General features: G+C 59.8%; 22 protein-coding genes and 1 riboswitch. Of the genes, 12 read left to right on the forward strand and 10 right to left on the reverse strand.

Annotated elements, in window-relative coordinates; all coding sequences use genetic code 11:
* Nucleotides 1-102: 102 nt before the first annotated feature.
* Both BT119_RS09295 and hemH read left to right on the forward strand, forming a co-directional pair.
* On the forward strand, nt 103-1005 hold the full coding sequence (locus BT119_RS09295; protein ID WP_003433707.1) for a TIGR01777 family oxidoreductase: 903 nt from the start codon (nt 103-105) through the stop codon (nt 1003-1005).
* Nucleotides 1006-1032: 27 nt separating this feature from the next.
* Entirely contained in the window at nt 1033-2055 is a 1023-nt protein-coding gene (gene hemH, locus BT119_RS09300) for a ferrochelatase (RefSeq protein WP_024661430.1), read from the forward strand.
* A gap of 195 nt (nt 2056-2250) precedes the next feature.
* Here hemH and BT119_RS09305 read toward each other — a convergent pair whose 3' ends face one another.
* Nucleotides 2251-3528 carry a uracil-xanthine permease family protein gene (locus BT119_RS09305; RefSeq protein WP_003365584.1) on the reverse strand — a complete coding sequence of 426 codons (1278 nt, stop codon included), beginning with the start codon at nt 3526-3528 and terminating at the stop codon, nt 2251-2253.
* Nucleotides 3529-3532: 4 nt separating this feature from the next.
* Entirely contained in the window at nt 3533-4171 is a 639-nt protein-coding gene (gene upp / locus BT119_RS09310; protein ID WP_003365583.1) for a uracil phosphoribosyltransferase, read from the reverse strand.
* A gap of 207 nt (nt 4172-4378) precedes the next feature.
* Here upp and BT119_RS09315 point away from each other — a divergent pair, with 207 nt between their 5' ends.
* The 3 genes from BT119_RS09315 to BT119_RS09325 all read left to right on the forward strand — a co-directional run bounded on the left by BT119_RS09315 (nt 4379) and on the right by BT119_RS09325 (nt 5860).
* On the forward strand, nt 4379-4936 hold the full coding sequence (locus BT119_RS09315; RefSeq protein ID WP_003433705.1) for a hypoxanthine-guanine phosphoribosyltransferase: 558 nt from the start codon (nt 4379-4381) through the stop codon (nt 4934-4936).
* A gap of 66 nt (nt 4937-5002) precedes the next feature.
* Nucleotides 5003-5506, forward strand: coding sequence for a hypothetical protein (locus BT119_RS09320; RefSeq protein ID WP_003365577.1), 504 nt, complete (start codon nt 5003-5005; stop codon nt 5504-5506).
* A gap of 66 nt (nt 5507-5572) precedes the next feature.
* The gene (locus BT119_RS09325; protein WP_003365576.1) at nt 5573-5860 is read left to right on the forward strand and encodes a PA4642 family protein; all 288 of its coding nucleotides are present in this window, start codon (nt 5573-5575) and stop codon (nt 5858-5860) included.
* Between the two features lie 198 nt (nt 5861-6058).
* Here BT119_RS09325 and BT119_RS09330 read toward each other — a convergent pair whose 3' ends face one another.
* A complete protein-coding gene (locus BT119_RS09330) occupies nt 6059-6892 on the reverse strand; it encodes an amino acid ABC transporter permease (RefSeq protein WP_054080645.1) in 834 nt (277 codons plus the stop codon).
* Entirely contained in the window at nt 6889-7710 is an 822-nt protein-coding gene (locus tag BT119_RS09335; protein WP_003365572.1) for an ABC transporter substrate-binding protein, read from the reverse strand. The genes BT119_RS09330 and BT119_RS09335 overlap by 4 nt, the downstream gene beginning before the upstream one ends.
* 110 nt (nt 7711-7820) lie before the next feature.
* Here BT119_RS09335 and BT119_RS09340 point away from each other — a divergent pair, with 110 nt between their 5' ends.
* Nucleotides 7821-8717 carry a homocysteine S-methyltransferase family protein gene (locus BT119_RS09340; RefSeq protein ID WP_060708708.1) on the forward strand — a complete coding sequence of 299 codons (897 nt, stop codon included), beginning with the start codon at nt 7821-7823 and terminating at the stop codon, nt 8715-8717.
* Between the two features lie 88 nt (nt 8718-8805).
* Here the strand turns inward: BT119_RS09340 and mqo are convergent, their stop codons facing one another.
* Both mqo and BT119_RS09350 read right to left on the reverse strand, forming a co-directional pair.
* Nucleotides 8806-10314 (reverse strand): malate dehydrogenase (quinone), encoded by a 1509-nt coding sequence (mqo, locus tag BT119_RS09345; RefSeq protein ID WP_046719915.1) that lies wholly within the window; start codon nt 10312-10314, stop codon nt 8806-8808.
* A gap of 721 nt (nt 10315-11035) precedes the next feature.
* Nucleotides 11036-11269, reverse strand: a complete 234-nt coding sequence (locus BT119_RS09350) for a hypothetical protein (protein ID WP_003365562.1) — start codon at nt 11267-11269, stop codon at nt 11036-11038.
* Between the two features lie 228 nt (nt 11270-11497).
* Between BT119_RS09350 and BT119_RS09355 the strand changes: the two genes are divergently transcribed.
* On the forward strand, nt 11498-12079 hold the full coding sequence (locus tag BT119_RS09355; protein WP_003365560.1) for a YajG family lipoprotein: 582 nt from the start codon (nt 11498-11500) through the stop codon (nt 12077-12079).
* Between the two features lie 74 nt (nt 12080-12153).
* Here the strand turns inward: BT119_RS09355 and BT119_RS09360 are convergent, their stop codons facing one another.
* A complete protein-coding gene (locus BT119_RS09360) occupies nt 12154-12360 on the reverse strand; it encodes a hypothetical protein (protein WP_003346138.1) in 207 nt (68 codons plus the stop codon).
* A 298-nt stretch (nt 12361-12658) separates the two neighbouring features.
* Nucleotides 12659-13822, reverse strand: a complete 1164-nt coding sequence (locus BT119_RS09365) for a 1-acyl-sn-glycerol-3-phosphate acyltransferase (protein WP_032609513.1) — start codon at nt 13820-13822, stop codon at nt 12659-12661.
* 106 nt (nt 13823-13928) lie between these two features.
* On the opposite strand from BT119_RS09365, the gene BT119_RS09370 reads away from it, so the two are divergent.
* From BT119_RS09370 to BT119_RS09385, 4 genes are all read left to right on the forward strand, one after another.
* A complete protein-coding gene (locus BT119_RS09370) occupies nt 13929-14111 on the forward strand; it encodes a CPXCG motif-containing cysteine-rich protein (protein WP_002552181.1) in 183 nt (60 codons plus the stop codon).
* A complete protein-coding gene (locus tag BT119_RS09375; RefSeq protein ID WP_072365504.1) occupies nt 14111-14371 on the forward strand; it encodes a putative signal transducing protein in 261 nt (86 codons plus the stop codon). Before BT119_RS09370 ends, BT119_RS09375 begins: the two co-directional genes overlap by 1 nt.
* A 28-nt stretch (nt 14372-14399) precedes the next feature.
* A complete protein-coding gene (locus tag BT119_RS09380) occupies nt 14400-15029 on the forward strand; it encodes an SOS response-associated peptidase (protein WP_003365552.1) in 630 nt (209 codons plus the stop codon).
* 183 nt (nt 15030-15212) lie between these two features.
* Nucleotides 15213-16031 (forward strand): M48 family metallopeptidase, encoded by an 819-nt coding sequence (locus BT119_RS09385; protein WP_003365550.1) that lies wholly within the window; start codon nt 15213-15215, stop codon nt 16029-16031.
* 54 nt (nt 16032-16085) lie between these two features.
* On the opposite strand, the gene BT119_RS09390 is transcribed toward BT119_RS09385, so the two are convergent.
* Both BT119_RS09390 and BT119_RS09395 read right to left on the reverse strand, forming a co-directional pair.
* Complete coding sequence (locus BT119_RS09390; protein ID WP_003365548.1) at nt 16086-16670, reverse strand: TMEM165/GDT1 family protein; 585 nt, start codon at nt 16668-16670, stop codon at nt 16086-16088.
* Between the two features lie 13 nt (nt 16671-16683).
* Nucleotides 16684-16877: riboswitch (yybP-ykoY riboswitch) on the reverse strand.
* A gap of 39 nt (nt 16878-16916) precedes the next feature.
* Nucleotides 16917-17915 carry a class I SAM-dependent methyltransferase gene (locus BT119_RS09395; RefSeq protein WP_054080647.1) on the reverse strand — a complete coding sequence of 333 codons (999 nt, stop codon included), beginning with the start codon at nt 17913-17915 and terminating at the stop codon, nt 16917-16919.
* A gap of 237 nt (nt 17916-18152) precedes the next feature.
* On the opposite strand from BT119_RS09395, the gene BT119_RS09400 reads away from it, so the two are divergent.
* A complete protein-coding gene (locus tag BT119_RS09400; protein ID WP_054080648.1) occupies nt 18153-18785 on the forward strand; it encodes a LysE family translocator in 633 nt (210 codons plus the stop codon).
* The last annotated feature ends 8 nt before the right edge of the window (nt 18786-18793 follow it).

The raw sequence follows: 18793 nt of genomic DNA on the forward strand, positions 1-18793 counted from the left end.
GTTCAGCTGACAGTTTCGTTTTCCGGACCAGCGTCACGGACAGCGTCACTGGTAAAAATAAGACTACCCAATTGTCACCTACGCCACGCGAGGTTATCTGCCATGCACATATTGCTGACCGGTGGTACTGGTTTGATAGGACGAGCGCTCTGCCGTTTCTGGTCTGCTCAAGGCCATGAATTGACGGTATGGAGCCGAAAACCCGCCGACGTCGTCGAGCTGTGCGGCCCTTCGGTGCGTGGCATTGCCAGTCTTGATGAGCTGGGTACGCAGCCGGTGGATGCAATTATCAACCTGGCGGGCGCGCCCATTGCGGATCGTCCGTGGACCCGCAAGCGCCGTCTGTTGCTGTGGGAAAGTCGCGTCGGCCTGACCGAGCAACTGCTGAAATGGCTGGGCACTCGCGAGCAAAAACCTGCGCTGATGATTTCCGGCTCTGCAGTCGGCTGGTATGGCGACAGTGGCGAGCGCGAAATCGACGAAACCTCGCTGCCTGCCAAGGAAGACTTTGCCAGCCAGCTGTGCAACGCCTGGGAAGAAACCGCACAACGCGCCGAGGCGCTGGGCGTGCGCGTGGTGCTGATACGCACAGGCCTGGTGCTGTCCGATCGTGCCGGTTTTCTGCAGCGTCTGTTACCTCCTTTCAAATTCGGCATGGGCGGGCCGATCGGCAATGGCAGGCAGTGGATGCCGTGGGTTCACATCCAGGATCAAATCGCCGCGATTGATTTTCTGTTGAATCTGAATGAAGCAAAGGGTCCTTATAATGTCTGTGCGCCGTCACCGGTGCGCAATCGTCAGTTTGCCAAGGCCCTGGCCGGCATTCTGCACCGGCCGGCATTCATGCCCATGCCGGCGCTGGCCCTGAAAGTATTGCTGGGCGAGCTTTCGGTATTGCTGCTCGGTGGCCAGCGTGCGCGGCCGGAGCGTTTGCAGGAAGCTGGTTTTACATTCAAGTACACCGAACTCGACACCGCCCTGCAGGATTTGCTGGGTCGCCACTGAACGCTGTTGAAATGAATAGGATGTTGCATGACCGATCACGCTTTGTTGCTGGTCAATCTGGGTTCGCCTGCCTCTACTCAAGTGGCAGACGTGCGCAGCTATCTGAACCAGTTCCTGATGGATCCTTATGTGATCGACCTGCCATGGCCAGTGCGCAGGCTGCTGGTCTCGCTGATTCTGATCAAGCGGCCCGAGCAGTCCGCACACGCCTATGCGTCCATCTGGTGGGATGAAGGTTCGCCCCTGGTGGTGCTGAGCAAGCGCCTGCAGCAGGCGATGAAAAAGGAGTGGTCGCACGGGCCGGTCGAACTGGCCATGCGTTATGGCGAGCCGTCCATCGAAACCGTGCTGACGCGGCTGGCAGAGCAGGGCTTCAAAAAAGTCACCCTGGCGCCGCTGTACCCGCAGTTCGCCGACAGCACGGTGACCACGGTCATTGAAGAAGCCAAACGCGTGGTGCGCGCCAAATCGTTGAAGATGCAGTTCTCGGTTCTGCAGCCGTTCTACGATCAGCCCGAGTACCTGAGTGCACTGGTGGAAAGCGTGCGGCCGCATCTGGAGCAACCTTATGACCATTTGCTGCTGAGCTTCCACGGTCTGCCCGAGCGGCACCTGCACAAGCTCGACCCGACCGGCAAGCATTGCCTGAAGGACGACTGCTGCATGACCGCACCCGCCGAAGTGCTCGCCACCTGCTATCGCGCGCAATGCATACAATCGGCGGCGGCGTTCGCCAAGCGTATGGGCATTCCTGACGGTAAGTGGTCGGTGTCGTTCCAGTCACGTCTGGGGCGCGCCAAGTGGATCGAACCCTACACCGAAGCGCATCTGGATGAACTGGCGGCGAAAGGTGTCAGGAAGCTGCTGGTCATGTGCCCGGCGTTCGTCGCTGATTGCATCGAGACACTGGAAGAGATCGGTGACCGCGGTGCCGAGCAGTTCAAGGAAGCGGGGGGAGAGGAACTGATCCTGATCCCTTGCCTGAACGACGACCCCAACTGGGCGAAAGAGCTGAACAGGCTGTGCGAGCGTGCGCCGTTGATGTTGTGATGCGCTGAACCGCGGAGCATGGGCACGATAGTGTTCTTCCAGACGCTTATCGTTCCTCACGCTCCAGTGTGGGAATGCCTTGGGTGACGCTCCGCGTCACAAATCTGCGCAGCACCCATGTTCAGGACAGGACGCAGAGCGTCCAGAACTGCATGCCAACGCGGAGCATTGGCACGATAGTCAAGAAGTGAAGCGTCAAGGCAACTGATCATCCAGTTGCTTGTTCTTCCAGCTGTCATTGCCCGGCAGGATCAGGTTCAGGGCGATGGCGGTCACGGCGCACAGGGCAATGCCTTTCAGGCCGAAATCGTTCGGTCCGTTGCCGGTGCCGATCAATACGCCGCCGATCCCGAACACCAGCGTGACCGAGACAATCACCAGATTGCGCGCTTCGGCCAGGTCGATCTTGTGGCGGATCAGGGTGTTCATGCCCACTGCGGCAATCGAACCGAACAGCAGGCACAGAATGCCGCCCATTACCGGGACTGGAATGCTCTGCAGCAGCGCCCCGAATTTGCCGATGAACGCCAGGATGATGGCAAAGAACGACGCCCAGATCATGATCTGCGGGTTGTAGTTCTTGGTCAGCATCACCGCGCCAGTCACTTCGGCGTAGGTGGTATTGGGCGGGCCGCCGAACAGGCCGGCAGCGGTGGTGGCGATGCCGTCGCCGAACAGCGTGCGGTGCAGGCCCGGCTTTTTCAGGTAGTCGCGTCCGGTCACGCTGCCGACTGCAATCACCCCGCCGATGTGTTCGATGGCCGGTGCCAGGGCGACCGGGACAATGAACAGAATCGCCTGCCAGTTGAATTCCGGTGCGGTGAAGTGCGGCAAGGCCAGCCAGGCAGCGTCAGCAATCTTTTTGGTATCGACCACACCAAAGTAGAACGACAGCGCGAAGCCCACCAGCACGCCGGAGATGATCGGCACCAGACGGAAAATGCCTTTGCCGAACACCGCCACAATCAGTGTGGTCAGCAAGGCCGGCATCGAAATCAGCATGGCGGTCTGATAAGGAATCAACTGCACGCCATCGCCGGACTTGCCCATCGCCATGTTGGCTGCAATCGGCGCCATCGCCAGACCGATCGAGATGATGACCGGCCCGATCACCACAGGAGGCAGCAGGCGGTCGATGAAACCGGTGCCCTTGATCTTCACGGCCAGACCGAGAAAGGTGTATACAAAGCCTGCCGCCATGACACCGCCCATGGTCGCGGCCAGACCGAACTGGCCCTTGGCGAGGATGATCGGGGTGATGAAGGCAAAGCTCGAGGCCAGAAAGACCGGCACCTGACGCCCGGTGACGATCTGGAACAACAGCGTGCCCAGGCCTGCGGTGAACAGTGCCACGTTCGGATCGAGCCCGGTGATCAGCGGCATCAGGACCAGCGCGCCAAAGGCCACGAACAGCATTTGCGCGCCGGATAGAATCGTGCGCCACAGTGGATCGTTGAACTCCTGCTGCGTCATCGGGTTACGCGTCCTTCTGCTTGGTGCCGAAAATCTTGTCACCGGCATCGCCCAGGCCCGGAATGATGTAGCCGTGTTCGTTAAGACGCTCGTCGATGGAGGCGGTGTAGATCATCACATCCGGGTGCGCTTGCTCTACGGCAGCGATACCTTCGGGCGCCGCGACCAGGACCATGGCGCGGATTTCCTTGCAGCCAGCCTTCTTCAGCAGGTCAATGGTGGCGACCATCGAGCTGCCGGTGGCCAGCATCGGGTCGATGATCATCGCCAGGCGCTCGTCGATTTCCGGGACCAGTTTTTCCAGGTAAGTGTGTGCCTGCAGGGTTTCTTCGTTGCGGGCCACGCCGACCGCGCTGACCTTGGCACCCGGGATCAGGCTGAGCACGCCGTCCAGCATGCCGATACCGGCGCGCAGAATCGGCACGACGGTGATTTTCTTGCCTGCGATCTTCTCGACTGACACCGTACCGGCCCAGCCTTGAATGTCGTAATTTTCCAGGGTCAGGTCGGCCGTGGCTTCATAGGTCAGCAGCGCGCCGACTTCCTGAGCCAGCTCACGGAAGTTCTTGGTACTGATGTCGGCGCGGCGCATAAGGCCGAGCTTGTGGCGGATCAGCGGGTGACGGATCTCACGAATGGGCATGGGGAAAGGCTCCAGCGGGGCAAAAATCGGTCTAGGTTAATCTATTCAGCTGTTACTGTCTTAAAGCACGTGCAGTATCGTTACGAAGCTTCGACGTTCGCGGCTTTTGCAAGACACACGCAACGTTAGTCCAGAATCACTTGCTCTGGCTTGAACGGATGCGTACCTTTGCCCGCTTTTCTCAAACTGCCTTACCTGGAGAGCGTCATGTCCGCTGATCTCGAGCATATCCGTCAAGTCATGCGCGAAGCTGACTGCCTGTACACCGAGGCCGAAGTGGATGCGGCCATTGCCCGCGTCGGCGCGCAGATCAATGCCGAGCTGGCCGAGCGCAATCCTGTCGTGTTCTGCGTCATGAATGGCGGCCTGATTTTCTCTGGCAAGCTGCTCACCCACCTGAACTTCCCGCTGGAAGCGTCCTACCTGCACGCAACGCGTTATCGCAACGAAACCACCGGTGGTGATCTGTTCTGGAAAGCCAAGCCGGAAGTCTCGTTCATGGACCGTGACGTGCTGATCATCGACGACATTCTCGATGAAGGTCACACCCTGGGTGCCATCATCGACTTCTGCCGACACGCCGGTGCCCGCGCCGTGCACACCGCCGTGCTGATCGACAAGGACCACGACCGCAAGGCCCGTCCGGACCTGAAAGCCGACTACGTCGGCCTGCCGTGCATCGACCGCTACATCTTCGGTTTCGGTATGGACTACAAAGGCTACTGGCGTAACGCTGCCGGTATCTATGCGGTCAAAGGGATGTAAGGCATTCTGACGGCCGCTTCTGCGAACAGGGGCGGTCGTCGATTCGCAATTATATGGAAACCCTCAATGAAGCTACTGATTCCCGGCGCCGTGGCGTTGGTGCTGTTGTCTGGTCTGGCAGTTGCCGCACCTGCTGCGCCGGTTTCGGCCAGCCCCATGCACGATCAATACCTGCCGCCTGATGACCTGAGCCTGCGCGAAGGTGTGCCCGAGCAGCAACAGTTGATGCGTGTCACCGAATACACCATCGTTGCCGGTAACCAGCGGCAGTCGAGTCAGCAGCCGATTCCGGTCACCTCGCCCTTGTCGCTGCGCCTCAAGGGCAAGTCGCTGAACAAGGGCGCGTCCATCTCCCAGGTGCTCGTGCACTTCGATGGCGGTGATAGCAAAAGCCTTAAAAAGCCGACCTATGATGAGCCGTCGCGCACGTTGACGCTTTATTACCCGCTGTCCCAATACCGTGTGCTGGTGGACTTGCTGCGCAACGAGAAGGTCTATTGCCAGTTCCTCAGTTATGCCAACGGGCACATCTGGGCTGATCTGCACACCACCTCTGCACGTGCGCGTTGAGCGCGGCGCTCGCCGGAGGGTAAACTGCCCGACCGTGAAAGTGTCTGCGACCTGCTGGAGCCTGTAATGCGTAAAGATAAGAAGCAGTTGATTGGCGATGAGATCGGCGATGAGCAGATTAAACTGTTCCTCGATTTCGAGCCGTATGATGCTACCTCGCCGTCGCTGCACAAGCTGATCAAGGCCTACCGTGGGCTGCGCATCAACGATTTCGAACGCTTTCTGGTGTTCTTCAAGGAAGCGGGCCATGACTTCGACGGCAAGGACGAGCACGGCAACGACTTCATCGCCCTGATCAAGGATCAGCGTAACGCTGATGAGTACATCGAACTGATCGAAAAAGCCCGCGGTTGACTATCCTGTCAAGGCTCCGCATTGCCAGGGCTGGACGCAGAGCGTCCGGAACTGCATTCCCACGCGGAGCGTGAGGAACGAGAGGCGCACCAGAGAACACCTATCGTGCCAATGCTCCGCGTTGGCATGCATTTCGTGACGCTCTGCGTCACACGGCTACGCTGCACCGCACGCGGAGCGTAAGGACGAAAGCCGCAGTTATTTGCGCGCCTGATACGCCTTGCCGTAATGCCGCTCCAGTCGTGACTGCAACAACTCCAGCCCGATCGACATGATCCAGTACAGCACCGCTGCGGTGGTCAGCATTTCGATGTATCGATAGCTGGAGCGGCCGTAAGACTGTGCCAGAAACATCACTTCCCAGACGCCCATCACTGAAATCAGTGAGGAGTCCTTGAGCATGGAGATGAACTGGTTGGTGGTCGGCGGAATGATCGTGCGCATGGCCTGGGGCAGGGTAACGCGCCAGAAGATCTGTGCCGGGCGCAAGGCCAGGGCCAGCGCGGCTTCACGCTGTCCGGCAGAGACGCCGATGATGCCCGCACGGAAAATCTCGCTCAGGTAAGCTCCGTAGTTGAGCGACAGCGCGATCACCCCCGCCGTGATGGCTCCGGGCACGATGCCGAGTTGTGGCAGGCCGAGATAGATCAGCAGGATCTGGATCAACAGCGGCGTGCCGCGAAAGAACGAGGCGTAAAAGCTGGCGATGCCGAACGCCACCGCGCTGCTGGAAAGCCGCGCGAGTGCCGTGACAAAGCCGAGCGCCACCGAGACCACGATCGAGCACACTGACACGAACAATGTCAGCGCCGCGCCCTGCAGAAAGCCGTTGGGGGCCAGATGCAGCCCGATCAGATTCGGCAGTTTGTCGAGGATGATCGACAGCTTCAGATCGAAGCTCAGGAAGAAACCGGCGAACAGCACAAACATGGCCAGCCAGGTCAGGTAAAGCCGTGTGCGGAAGCCGAAAACTCGCTTGAGCAGGCTCTGCTCGGCCTGCTCGGGTGGGCGCTGGGACTGAAAGGAAGTCATTTGCTGATGTCAGCACCGATCCACTTTTGCGACAGCTTGCTCAGGGTGCCGTCGCTCTTGAGTTCGGCGAAGACTTGGCGAACCTTGGCGTCCCATTCCGGATCGTCTTTTTCGATGGCCACCGAGTTGGGTTCTTCATACAGCGGCTCGCCCGCCAGTTTGAAGCGCTTGTCCTGATCCAGGCGCGGTTTTGCGGTCACCAGATTGGTGAGTATCGCGTCCAGCCGCTTGCCAGCACCCAGCCCGAGGTCTTGAAAGGCCACGTTATCGTTGTCGTACGGGGCGATCTGTACGTCTTCGAACGGGTACTGCAGTGGCTTGTCTTCGGCGCCATCAATGACCAGATTCTTGTTCAGATAGCTTTCATAGCTGGAGGCGCTGGTCAGACCGACCTTCTTGCCGCTCAGGTCCTTGGCCGAATGAATACGATCATCCGAGGCGTTGACTACGATCACCGCAGGCGAGGCGTAATACTCGACCGGGAAGTTGAACACTTCGGCGCGGGCCTTGCTCGGTGTCATCGAGCAGACGCAGATGTCATAACGGCCACTCCAGTGGCCTGCGGCGATCACGTCCCAGGACGGCGTTTCAAGGCGCAACTTGACGCCCAGTTTCTGCGCCACGGCCTTGGCGACGTCGACATCGAAGCCGTCCAGTTCATTCTTGTCATTCAGGAAAGAGAAGGGCGGGTAACTTTCCATGAGGACGTTGACCAGCTCTTTGTTTTTCTGCACGCGATCCAGCGTGGCGCCGGCCATAGCGTGTGTGGAGGCCGCCAGAGTGACCAGGCCGATGCCCAGCAGAGCGCGATAATTCACAGATTTCCCCTGAAAAAGTGTTTGTAGTTTGATGAAAGGGCCGTATTAAATACGTTATACAAGACTGACTCATAATGAGTTTTTTTCATATACATATAAGCAGATCACATATGACTCAAGGCACAACTGTAATTCTCGATGGCGGCATGGGCCGTGAACTGCAGCGTCGCGGAGCCCCGTTTCGCCAGCCGGAGTGGTCGGCTCTGGCATTGAGTGAAGCACCCGAAGCGGTGAGTGCGGTACACGCCGCTTATATCGAAAGTGGTGCTCAGGTCATCACCAGTAACAGCTACGCCGTCGTGCCGTTTCATATTGGCGAAGAACGTTTTGCCCGCGAAGGTCAGGCACTGGCTGCGCTGGCCGGGCAACTGGCGCGTGAGTCGGCCGATGCCTCTGGCGGACGCGCCCGTGTGGCGGGCTCCATTCCGCCGCTGTTCGGTTCCTATCGCCCTGACCTGTATCAGCCGGAGCAGGCTGCCGATGTGCTGAAACCACTGGTTGCCGGGCTGTCGCCGTATGTCGACCTGTGGCTGGCTGAAACCCAGAGCTGCATTCTCGAAGCGCAGACCATCCGCGCCGGGCTGCCCAATGACGGAAAACCGTTCTGGCTGTCGTTCACCCTGCAGGATGAGGACACTGACGAAACTCCGCGTCTGCGCTCAGGCGAGCCGGTCGCCGACGCCGCCAGGGCCGCCGCAGCAATGGGTGTCGCCACGCTGCTGTTCAACTGCAGCCAGCCAGAGGTGATCGGCGGCGCAATCGACGCGGCGCGTGAGGTGTTCAAGTCGTTGAACGTCGACATAGCCATTGGTGCGTATGCCAACGCCTTCCCGCCGCAACCCAAGGACGCCACGGCCAACGACGGTCTGGATGAGCTGCGTGAAGACCTTGACCCGCAGGGCTATCAGCAGTGGGCGGCAGACTGGGTCAAGCGCGGCGCCACGCACATTGGCGGCTGCTGCGGAATTGGCCCGGAGCACATTGCCGTACTGTCCCGAAGCCTCTGACCGGCACCTGCAATACACCCAATAAAAAGCCCCGTGGCTGGTAAAGGCTCACGGGGCTTTTTGTTACAGCACAGCAGCAGCGGTAGGGTCAGGCGAAGCTGTGTTCCTGGCTGCTTTTCTCGACCAGTTCCAGCGCCTCGTCGTTCTGCGCGCTGATGCGCTCGTAGAGCGGCGCATCGGTTTCGAGGATCTTTTCCCTGGCCGGGAAAATCTCTTCGAGCTTGGTCGCCCATTCCGTGCGGGTTTTCTCCGGGAAGCAGCGTTCGAGCAGCTCAAGCATGATCGACACGGTCACCGATGCACCCGGTGACGCACCGAGCAGGGCGGCCAATGAGCCGTCTTTTGCGGAGACCAGCTCGGTGCCGAATTGCAGCACGCCGCCTTTTTTCGCGTCTTTCTTGATGATCTGCACGCGCTGACCGGCGATTTCGAGACGCCAGTCTTCGGCTTTCGCTTCCGGATAGAAGCGGCGCAGCGATTCCAGGCGTTGCTCCATTGATTGCATCACTTCGCTGACCAGGTATTTGGTCAGGTCCATGTTGTCGCGCGCCACCGCCAGCATCGGTTTGATGTTGGCCACGCGGACCGAGAGCGGCAGGTCGAGGAACGAGCCGTGTTTCAGGAACTTGGTGGTGAAGCCGGCATACGGTCCGAACAGCAGGGATTTCTTGCCATCGACCACGCGGGTGTCCAGGTGCGGCACGGACATTGGCGGCGAACCCACGGCGGCCTGGCTGTAGACCTTGGCCTGGTGATGCTTGACCACTTCCGGGTTGTCGCAACGCAGCCACTGACCGCTGACCGGAAAGCCGCCAAAGCCCTTGCTTTCTTCGATGCCCGACAACTGCAACAGCGGCAACGCTGCGCCACCGGCACCGAGGAACACGAATTTGGCATCTATCTCACGCGTGCCTCCGCCATTCACGTCCTTGACGCTGACGGTCCAGCCAGCGCCGTTGCGGGTCAGGTCGGTCACCCGGCTGCGGTACTTGATCTGTGTGCCTGGAGCACTGGTCAGATGGCCGAGCAGTTGATTGGTCAGCGCGCCAAAGTTGACGTCGGTGCCGTTCATCATGCGTGTTGCGGCAATTTTTTCGTCCGCAGGCCGCCCCGGCATCATCAATGGCATCCATTCGGCCAGCTTTGCCTTGTCTTCGGTATATTCCATCGAAGAGAAGGCGTGATGCTTGCTCATGGCTTCAAAACGGGTCTTGAGGAACGAGATGCCTTTTTCGCCCTGCACGAAGCTCAGGTGCGGGACCGGGTTGATGAACGATCTGGCTGAACCAAAGGTGCCCTTGCGTGCCAGATAGGCCCAGAACTGTTTCGAGACTTCGAACTGGGTGTTGATGTGCACCGCTTTCTTGATGTCGATGGAGCCATCAGCCGCAGGCGGCGTGTAGTTCAGCTCGCACAGACCTGCGTGGCCGGTGCCGGCGTTGTTCCACGGGTTGGAACTCTCTGCAGCACCGGAATCCATCAGCTCAACGACTTCCAGCGTGATGCCGGGGTCGAGCTCTTTAAGCAATACCGCCAGAGTGGCACTCATGATGCCCGCTCCGACCAGTACTACATCGACTGCTTCTTTATGCGCCATTAACGCGTCTCCAAAATCTGCAGCACCAAATTGACGGCATACGATCCTGAGGCTGGTTGCCAGGTGTTCGTGGGCTGGATCAAATGTCTACCCTCGTGCGCCTTGCCAGGATCGCCTGACCGATTCTTCGCAATTTTTCGCATCCAAAGCGCAGGTCCCGGTCAGGTCCGGTCATGGTTCATCAATGCTTCATGAACGCATTTCCAGGCCTGCGAGGCCATTCGACCATCGTCAGGGAGCCCCTTGTGCAATTGGCTCCTGCCGATGGCGTCAGGCTCCGGTCATGGAGGCGCAGTCGCGGTCAGTCCTGTTCAAGAGAGTCGGTTCAGACGCTGATGGTGCATTTACAAACGCGTACCTATTCATTTGCTCGCCACACTCTTGTGAAGTAGTGAAACCCGTTTTTCACGTCCTTTTGGGAACGCGAACCAAACCTCGAAATGGCTGCGATGACAGCGCTGGCAGGTCAGGAGCATAAAGAGTGAGGCGCTGACGGGCGGGAAAGGTTCGATTCGATTCGAGCTTTCTTCACCTTTCATCGAGCACACTCGTGCGCAAATGACCTGTGTGGGCGGCTCTCTGTGGGCATTACGAAGGCGCTAATACGGCGATTAGCAGTGCTGCGAGGCCCGATCAGGAGACGTCCTTATAATCGGGGGGAGATTATAGCGATGAAATGGCAGGAATTGATCGCTTTAAATGACTTTTATTCCCTCTCCGGTCAGGCGGTGAGCAACTGGCCGCGCGTTGAGCGTTCGCTACGCTGCGTCACGCGTGCGCTGGCGGGCAGTGGTCGATTCAGCCAGCTGATCCGTTGCTCGGTCACTTCAACCCATTCCACGCCGGTCGGACGTTGCGCGCAGTGTTTGAATGCACGGCAGATGCCTGCCTGATCGATACGCGCGTAGTGGCGATGCTGGGGGCGTGCAGTGAACAGAGACCGGAACAGATTCATGGCGCAGCTCCTGTGACGTGAATGAGCGTCTGTGCGATGGAGGCGAGTCTGCCGCGTGGATGTGACGCCATGATTACACCGTGCCGGATGAATCTCGCCCTGCGTTGCTGCGTGAACCCCGATGCGTGTCGAATGTCCGAGGCTTAACGGTCAGTGGCCTCTGGTTAGCGGCTGTTACAGGCCGCTATACTGCCGCACATTCAGTGTCTGGCCCATGGAGAAATGAGCATGCTGCGTCGCATTTTGTTCGGTTTGCTTGCTGTAAGCAGTTTGACCCTGGTGGGTTGCGCCCACAGCCCACAACAACTCAGCCCCACGCCCAAGCTCAACGCGCAGCTGGCGCCGGTAGGGCGCGGGCAGCCTGTGGTGGTGCGTGTCGTCGACGGCCGTCCTGGCCCGACACTGGGCACGCGCGGTGGCATGTACCCGGAAACCAGTTCGATCAGCGTCAACGGTGCCGATATCGTTCCCAAGCTCCAGGCCCAGGCTGAAGCCGCCGTGCGCCTGCTGGGCTTTACGCCGACCCAGGGCGGCAGCGCTCCGCAGTTGACCGTGACCCTCGCTGACTTGAAGTACCAGTCGCCCAAGGAAGGTCTGTATGTGACTGAAGCCACCATCAGCTCGACGTTCCGCGCTGACGTGCGCAATAACGGTCGCACCTACAGTGGTCGTTACGCCGCATCGCTGGATCAGCGTTTCGGTATGGCGCCGAATCAGGAAACCAACACCAAGCTGGTGAGCGACGTGCTGAGCGACGCACTGACTCGCGTGTTCCAGGACCCGACCATCGGTTCGACCCTGTCGCAGTAAGCCTCTAACCATCGCGATAAAAAAGCCCGGCCCCTGTTGAGGGGGCCGGGCTTTTTGCTGTCCCGGGTTTGGTATCAGGCTGCCTGCTGGTAAAAGTCCAGAAAACTCAACCCCGTGTCCTGATCCAGATCCGGCAGATCATGATGAACATGCCCGCCAAGTGCGCAGTAGACCAACCAGTGGCGGTCCTGAACATTGAAGGCCAGGCCATCGATCAACTCCTGCTGCTCATCGCTTGGGGCAATGAGATAAAGGCGATCCTGATTTTTTGCATGCAGCATGACAAGCTCCAAAGAGAGGGAAGTCCGTTTCTCGAGGAGCCACACAATGCAGGCGAAGTATGACGCTGGGGTGACAGCGGCAGAGAGTTGTCATGCAGAATATTTCGGGGGCGCATGACCACGCGGAGCATGGGCATGACACGTGCTCTCCCGCACACCTGTCGTTCCTCACGCTCCAGCATGGAAATGCCTTGGGTGACGCTCTGCGTCACGGCGCGCTGAAGCGCTCAAGACCGGACGCAGAGCATCCAGAACGGCGTACCCACGCGGAGCATGGGCGCGATAGACGTTCCGATTCTTAAAGCGCCAGCCCTGCCTTGACGCGGTACTGGTTGCGCACCGGTGTCGCGTATTGCTGAATCATGTAAGGGCGGTGCTCGATCGGCGTGCCAGCCAGGCGACTTTCCCACTCCTCCCTGGCGCGTTCGAGTTCATCGGCCGGGAACAGTGCGTCAGCCTTCGGCACTTCCAGCGCCGGATCGGCATCGCTCCACTGCGCGTAAGCCAGGTAATGCACCGGGAACAGCCGATAGCCGCCGAGAATCTGCCGGTCCATCTCGATGGCCAGTTGCTTGGTGTCCTCGAAATACTCGGTGATCGGCGGTGCGAAGTTCACGTGCACACGGCCTTTATAGCCGGTGATGCCGAGGGCAATGCTCACGTCGTCTTCGCCCGGCGTCTTGGTGTAGACGCCGGTTGTCGCACGAATGTACAGCTCGCGGGCCTTGGCGCTGTCGCACGGATCATATTCGTAGCTGATCGACACCGGGATCAGGTTCAGCGAACGAATCACGTCGCCAAACGGCTCATCCTTGCGGCTCATGTGGAACATCTTGAGGATCGCCGACTCGGTACGGTCGTCACCGTCCTTGGCGCGGCCCTCGGCCTGAGCGATCCAGATCGACTGGCAGTCCTTGGTGATCGAGTGATTGATGTACGCCGACAGCAGTTGATAAGCCGCCATTTTCTCGCGTCGCCCGATGATCGAGCGATGCACGATGAAGCTCTTGTTCAGGCGCATCAGGTCGCTGACGAATGGCTTTTGCAGCAGGTTGTCGCCAATCGCGATGCGCGGAGTGGGCAGGCCTGCGTGGTACACGGCGTAGTTGACGAACGCCGGGTCCATGACGATATCGCGATGGTTGGCCAAAAACAGGTAGGCGCAACCGGACTTCAGCTGTTCGACGCCGGTGTAGGTGACCCCGTCCGTGGCGCGTTCGATCGTGTGGTCGACGTAATATTCGACCTTGTCCTGCAGCGTGGCGACCGAGTCGATACCGGCAAACTCGCGGCGCAGCTTGCGCGCCAGGGTAGGCTGCAGCAGCCAGCCGAATGCGCCCGCGAGGCGGGGAAAGCGGAATCGGGTCAGAATGGCGAGAAAGGCTTTGTCGCTCAGCAGACGTGCCAAGACGGCGGGGACTTCTGCATCGTTGTAAGGTCGGATGGCATCAAATTCGCCCATCATGCTCTCTTGTTTGAATCGAATAGGGTAAAAAGAAGACGTATTTGTTAAAACTGCCTTCTGAAGAATGGGTCAATTATACGCATAACTGATCCCGGAGACCGTGATGCAGGAATTACAGAGTTACGACTGCCCTTATTGCGGCGAACCTGTCGAAGCCGTACTGGACCTTTCCGGTGGCGATCAACAGTACATTGAAGACTGTCCGGTCTGTTGCCGCCCGATCATTTTCGACCTGCAGACCGACGGCGAAGACTGGAATCTGGACGTTCGCAGCGAGAACGAGTGATGCAGAAGATCTACGAGCCCGAGAACCTGATGGAGGCCGAGTTGCTGCTGGCAATGCTCGCCAGTGAAGGCATCAACGCGCATCTGGCCGGTCGCGATCTGCTCGGGGCGATGGGCGAGCTGCCGGGGCTGGGGCTGCTGGCACTCAGGGTCGAAGATGCGCAGGTCGCTCGCGCACGAGCGTTGATCACTGCGTACAATAGCGCCTCGCCTCTGTCTGGCGATGAGCCGGACGACTTCCCCGATGTACTGGTGTGCTGAGCACCTTAAAAGAGTCTGATTAGCCCCCATGTGTGGACGCTACGCCCTGTTTCGCTGGACCCCTGCCTTTGCCGCCTTGCCCGGTTTTCCTGCCGATCAGCAGGCGCAATGGAACATTTCGCCAGCCGACTGGGTGTTGATCATGCGCGCCGCCGAAAACGCTGACGGTATCGAGCTGGTGCGCGCGCGCTGGGGCCTGACGCCGGCCTGGCTCACCGATCTGTCGAAAACACCCGCCCATGCCCGCGCCGAAACCGTGGCCGAGCAACCCATGTTTCGTGACGCCTTTACCCATCGCCGCTGCCTGCTGCCCGCCAACGGCTTTTACGAGTGGCGCGGCACGGTGCGCAAGCGTCCGTTCTGGCTGACGCCGGGGGAGGGCGCCGCGCTGTTTTTCGCCGCCATCTGGGAAGCCTACCCGGTGCAGGGGCATACGTACCTGAGCGTCGCGGTGGTCACCCAGGCGGCTGCGACCCAGCGTCGGCCATTGATTCTGGATGCCAAGGGCCAGAAAGACTGGCTGGCCGCCGACACGCCGCTGCCGACGTTGCAAGCGTTACTGGCTGCCCCGCAGACGGCGCTGCGCGAACGGCCTCTGGCCAATCTGGTCAACGATCCCAAGCTGAATGCGCCCGAGTGCCTCACGCCATTAAGCTAGGCGGGGACGGCAAAAAACACCGAATCGGACAAATCCGATATCCGCGTTGAAGTACATCTGATACAAACTGGACACACCTGCGGGAACCATCCACCCCTGTCAAAGACCAAGATGCCAGTTGGCCGGTATCTGGCGCAGAGGTCTGCCCCGGGACTGACCGTTTTACATACAAGGAGATACACCATGCGTCCTTCATTTGCCTTCTGTGCCTTGAGCGCTGCGTTGCTGCTCGGCGGGTGTCAGGCAGTCAATACCACGAGTGGCGACTCGGTCGGTGTGGAGCGCAAACAGTACATGTTCAGCATGCTCTCCACGGATGAAGTCAACAAAATGTACGCCCAGTCCTACCAGCAGACCGTTGGCGAGGCGACCAGCAAAGGGGTGCTGGACACCACCAGCGCCAATGCCAAGCGGGTTCATGCAATCGCCAATCGACTGATTGCCCAGGCGCCCAAATTGCGGCCTGATTCGGCGCAGTGGCAGTGGGAAGTCAACCTGATCAAGAGCGATGAGCTGAACGCCAATTGTGGTCCTGGCGGCAAGATTTTCGTTTACACCGGTCTGATTGATACCCTCAAGCTGACCGACGATGAAATCGCTGCGGTCATGGGCCACGAGATCGCCCATGCCCTGCGCGAGCACGGGCGTGAAGCGATGTCCAAGGCATACGGCGTTTCAATGGCCAAGCAGGGCGCAGGTGCCTTGCTGGGATTGGGACAGGACAGCCTGGCGTTGGCAGATACCGTGGTCAACTACAGCCTGACACTGCCCAACAGCCGCAGTAACGAGAACGAAGCCGATCTGCTCGGTCTGGAACTGGCCGCACGTGCCGGTTACAACCCGAATGCGGCGATCACCCTGTGGCAGAAGATGACCCAGAACTCCGGTGGTTCGCAGCCTGAGTTCATGAGCACTCACCCGGCCTCGGAAAGTCGCATCGCTTCGTTGCAGGCTGCGATTCCGAAAGTCATGCCGCTGTATCAGGCTGCCCCCAAATCCTGAGTGAATGAGTCGTCCGTAGCGTTGCGAGTGTCTTTGCAACGCTACGGGCCAGCATTACACCCAGCCGCTGACTTGCATTGCCTTGTAAACCGCCACCAGCGCCAGCACGAAGAACGCGCAGGCAGCCAGTCGGCGGATCAGGGTCAGTGGCAGTTTCTCGGCGGCGAAATTGCCCGCCAGTACCACCGGCACGTTGGCCAGCAGCATGCCCACCGTGGTGCCCAGAATGACCAGCCACAGATAGGAATACTGCGCCGCCAGCATCACCGTGGCGATCTGCGTCTTGTCACCGATTTCAGCGATGAAGAACGTAATCAGCGTGGTCATGAACGGGCCGAACTTGCGTGCCGTGCTGGCTTCGTCATCGTCCATCTTGTCCGGAACCAGTGTCCACAGCGCCGTGGCGGTAAAGCTGGCGGCGAGTATCCAGTGCAGCACTGCGTCTGACAGATAACTGCTGAACCACGCACCTACAGCGCCGGCTGCTGCATGGTTGGCCAGCGTTGCGGCAACGATGCCTGCGATGATCGGCCAGGGCTTGCGAAAGCGCGCAGCGAGAATGAGCGCGAGCAACTGCGTCTTGTCACCGATTTCGGCGAGTGCGACCACTGCGGTAGGGATTAAGAATGATTCCAGCATCAGGTTTCCTAAGGGGCGGGCCGACACGGCTATGACACGTACGACCTCCCCGCCCCGGGTAAGGTGTTCGTGTCATAGGTCTTGTCAAACCACCGATCCGTCTGAGCGGATTCCGGGTCGCACGTACCATGGTCTGAGGACCAAGTATGTTGATACGTGCCGGACGAGCATGGCGCTCGTGGGAGACTACTCCCCTAGGACGGAGCGGATTCTGCCTCCGCGAAAACGTTTCGGCAAGTGCTTATTTCAGGGGCGTTTGGCGCTGTAGATTTTGAAACCGTTGCCTTGCGCCCTGACTTCGCACTGCCCGACGTGCTCTTCGATCAACGGCTGATAACGCAGGAAATTATTCGCCACCAAGCGCAGTTCGCCGCCTGATTTAAGATGTTGGCGGGCTTTTCTCAGCAGGTTTTCCGTTGCCATGTAATCGGTATGAACGCCGACATGGAACGGCGGGTTGCTCAGAATCGTGTTCAACCCCATCGGTGCTGCGTCGATGCCGTCACCGGTCAGCACTTGGGCTTGCAGGCCATTGGCGGCCAGGGTCAGGCGCGAGCTGGCGGTGGCGAAGGCATCGACATCGAGCATGATGACTTCGTTGTGCGGGTAACGACGCTTGATCGCCGCCCCCAGCACTCCGGCGCCACAACCGAAGTCGAGCAGGTTTCCGCTGGGCAGCTTGTCGATGTTTTCCAGCAACAGGGCTGAACCACGGTCGAGGCGGCCATGGCTGAACACGCCGGGCAGGCTGACGACGGTAAGCGGGCCGTCCTGCAATTCGATCTGGTAGGGCTTGGCGAGGCTTTCCAGGCTGACGGCTTGCGGTGCGTGCTCGACCGTGACCTGCCACAGCTGACAGTGGCGGGCGCTGTCCAGCTTGCGTGCGCGACCGAACGGGCTCAGTTGCTTGGCAGCCGCTTCAATACCGCCACGTTTCTCGCCGACCAGAAATAGCTCGCGCCCGGCCAGTCGTGAGGCCAGCGCATTGAGCAGGTAGTCGGTCAGGTCACGTGCCTTGGGCAGGAACAGCACGGCGGCTTCAAAAGCAGTCTGTGGCGCTTCGACGCCGAAATCCACGCGCCCTTCAAAACGTGCGTCCAGCGCCGCCTGATCACCGGCGTGCCAGCACCATCCACGGGCATCCGGCAGTTTTCCGAGCAGGTCATCGGCGGGCAGCCCGACCAACAACAGCGAGCCCTGAAACAGCTCGGCCTGACGGAGTAACACTTCGCTGCGCGGGTCCATGGAATGGCTCCTGAAAAAGCGCGCAGTCTAACAGGATATGGGCCAGCAGGACGCGGAGCGTCCAGAACGGCATGCGACGCAGAGCGTCGCACGATAGTTGCGATGATCGTTCCCCAGGCTCCAGCGTCGCACGATAGTTAGAGCAAGCCCTGCGTCGCATCAATGCGGGCACCTGTTGCGGACACACCAGACAGCGTAATCTGCCGGGTCAGACGTCAATTCTCCAGGAGGTCCCACATGTACTGGGCAGAGTTTCTTACCGTTGCGCTGATTCACTTGCTGGCGGTTGCCAGTCCCGGCCCGGATTTCGCGGTGGTGGTGCGTGAAAGCGTGACTCATGGGCGCAAGGCCGGGACCTGGGCGGCGTTGGGCGTCGGCTCGGCGATCTTTCTGCATGTGGGCTATTCGCTGCTGGGGATCGGGATTATCGTTTCCCAGTCCATCGTGCTGTTCAACGCGCTGAAATGGGCAGCCGCTGCCTATCTGCTGTACATCGGCATCAAGGCGTTGCGCGCCAAACCGGCCTCTGCGACGGGCGATGCCGCCATCAAGGCCACTCCCGGCGAGCGCACGGCGCGCGGTGCCTACATCAGCGGTTTCGTCACCAATGGCCTGAACCCCAAGGCGACGCTGTTCTTCCTCTCGCTGTTCACCGTGGTGATCAATCCGCATACGCCATTGCTGGTGCAGGGCGGTTACGGCGTGTATCTCGCGGTGGCGACGGCGGCGTGGTTCTGTCTGGTGGCGCGACTGTTCAGCCAGGCCCGAGTACGCGCAGGATTCGCGCGCATGGGGCACTGGTTCGATCGGGCCATGGGCGGCGTGCTGATCGCGCTGGGCATCAAGCTGGCGCTGACCGAGGTCCGCTGAAACCTGAA

The organism is Pseudomonas sp. NFACC10-1 (assembly GCF_900119195.1).
GTDB classification, from domain to species: domain Bacteria; phylum Pseudomonadota; class Gammaproteobacteria; order Pseudomonadales; family Pseudomonadaceae; genus Aquipseudomonas; species Aquipseudomonas cerasi.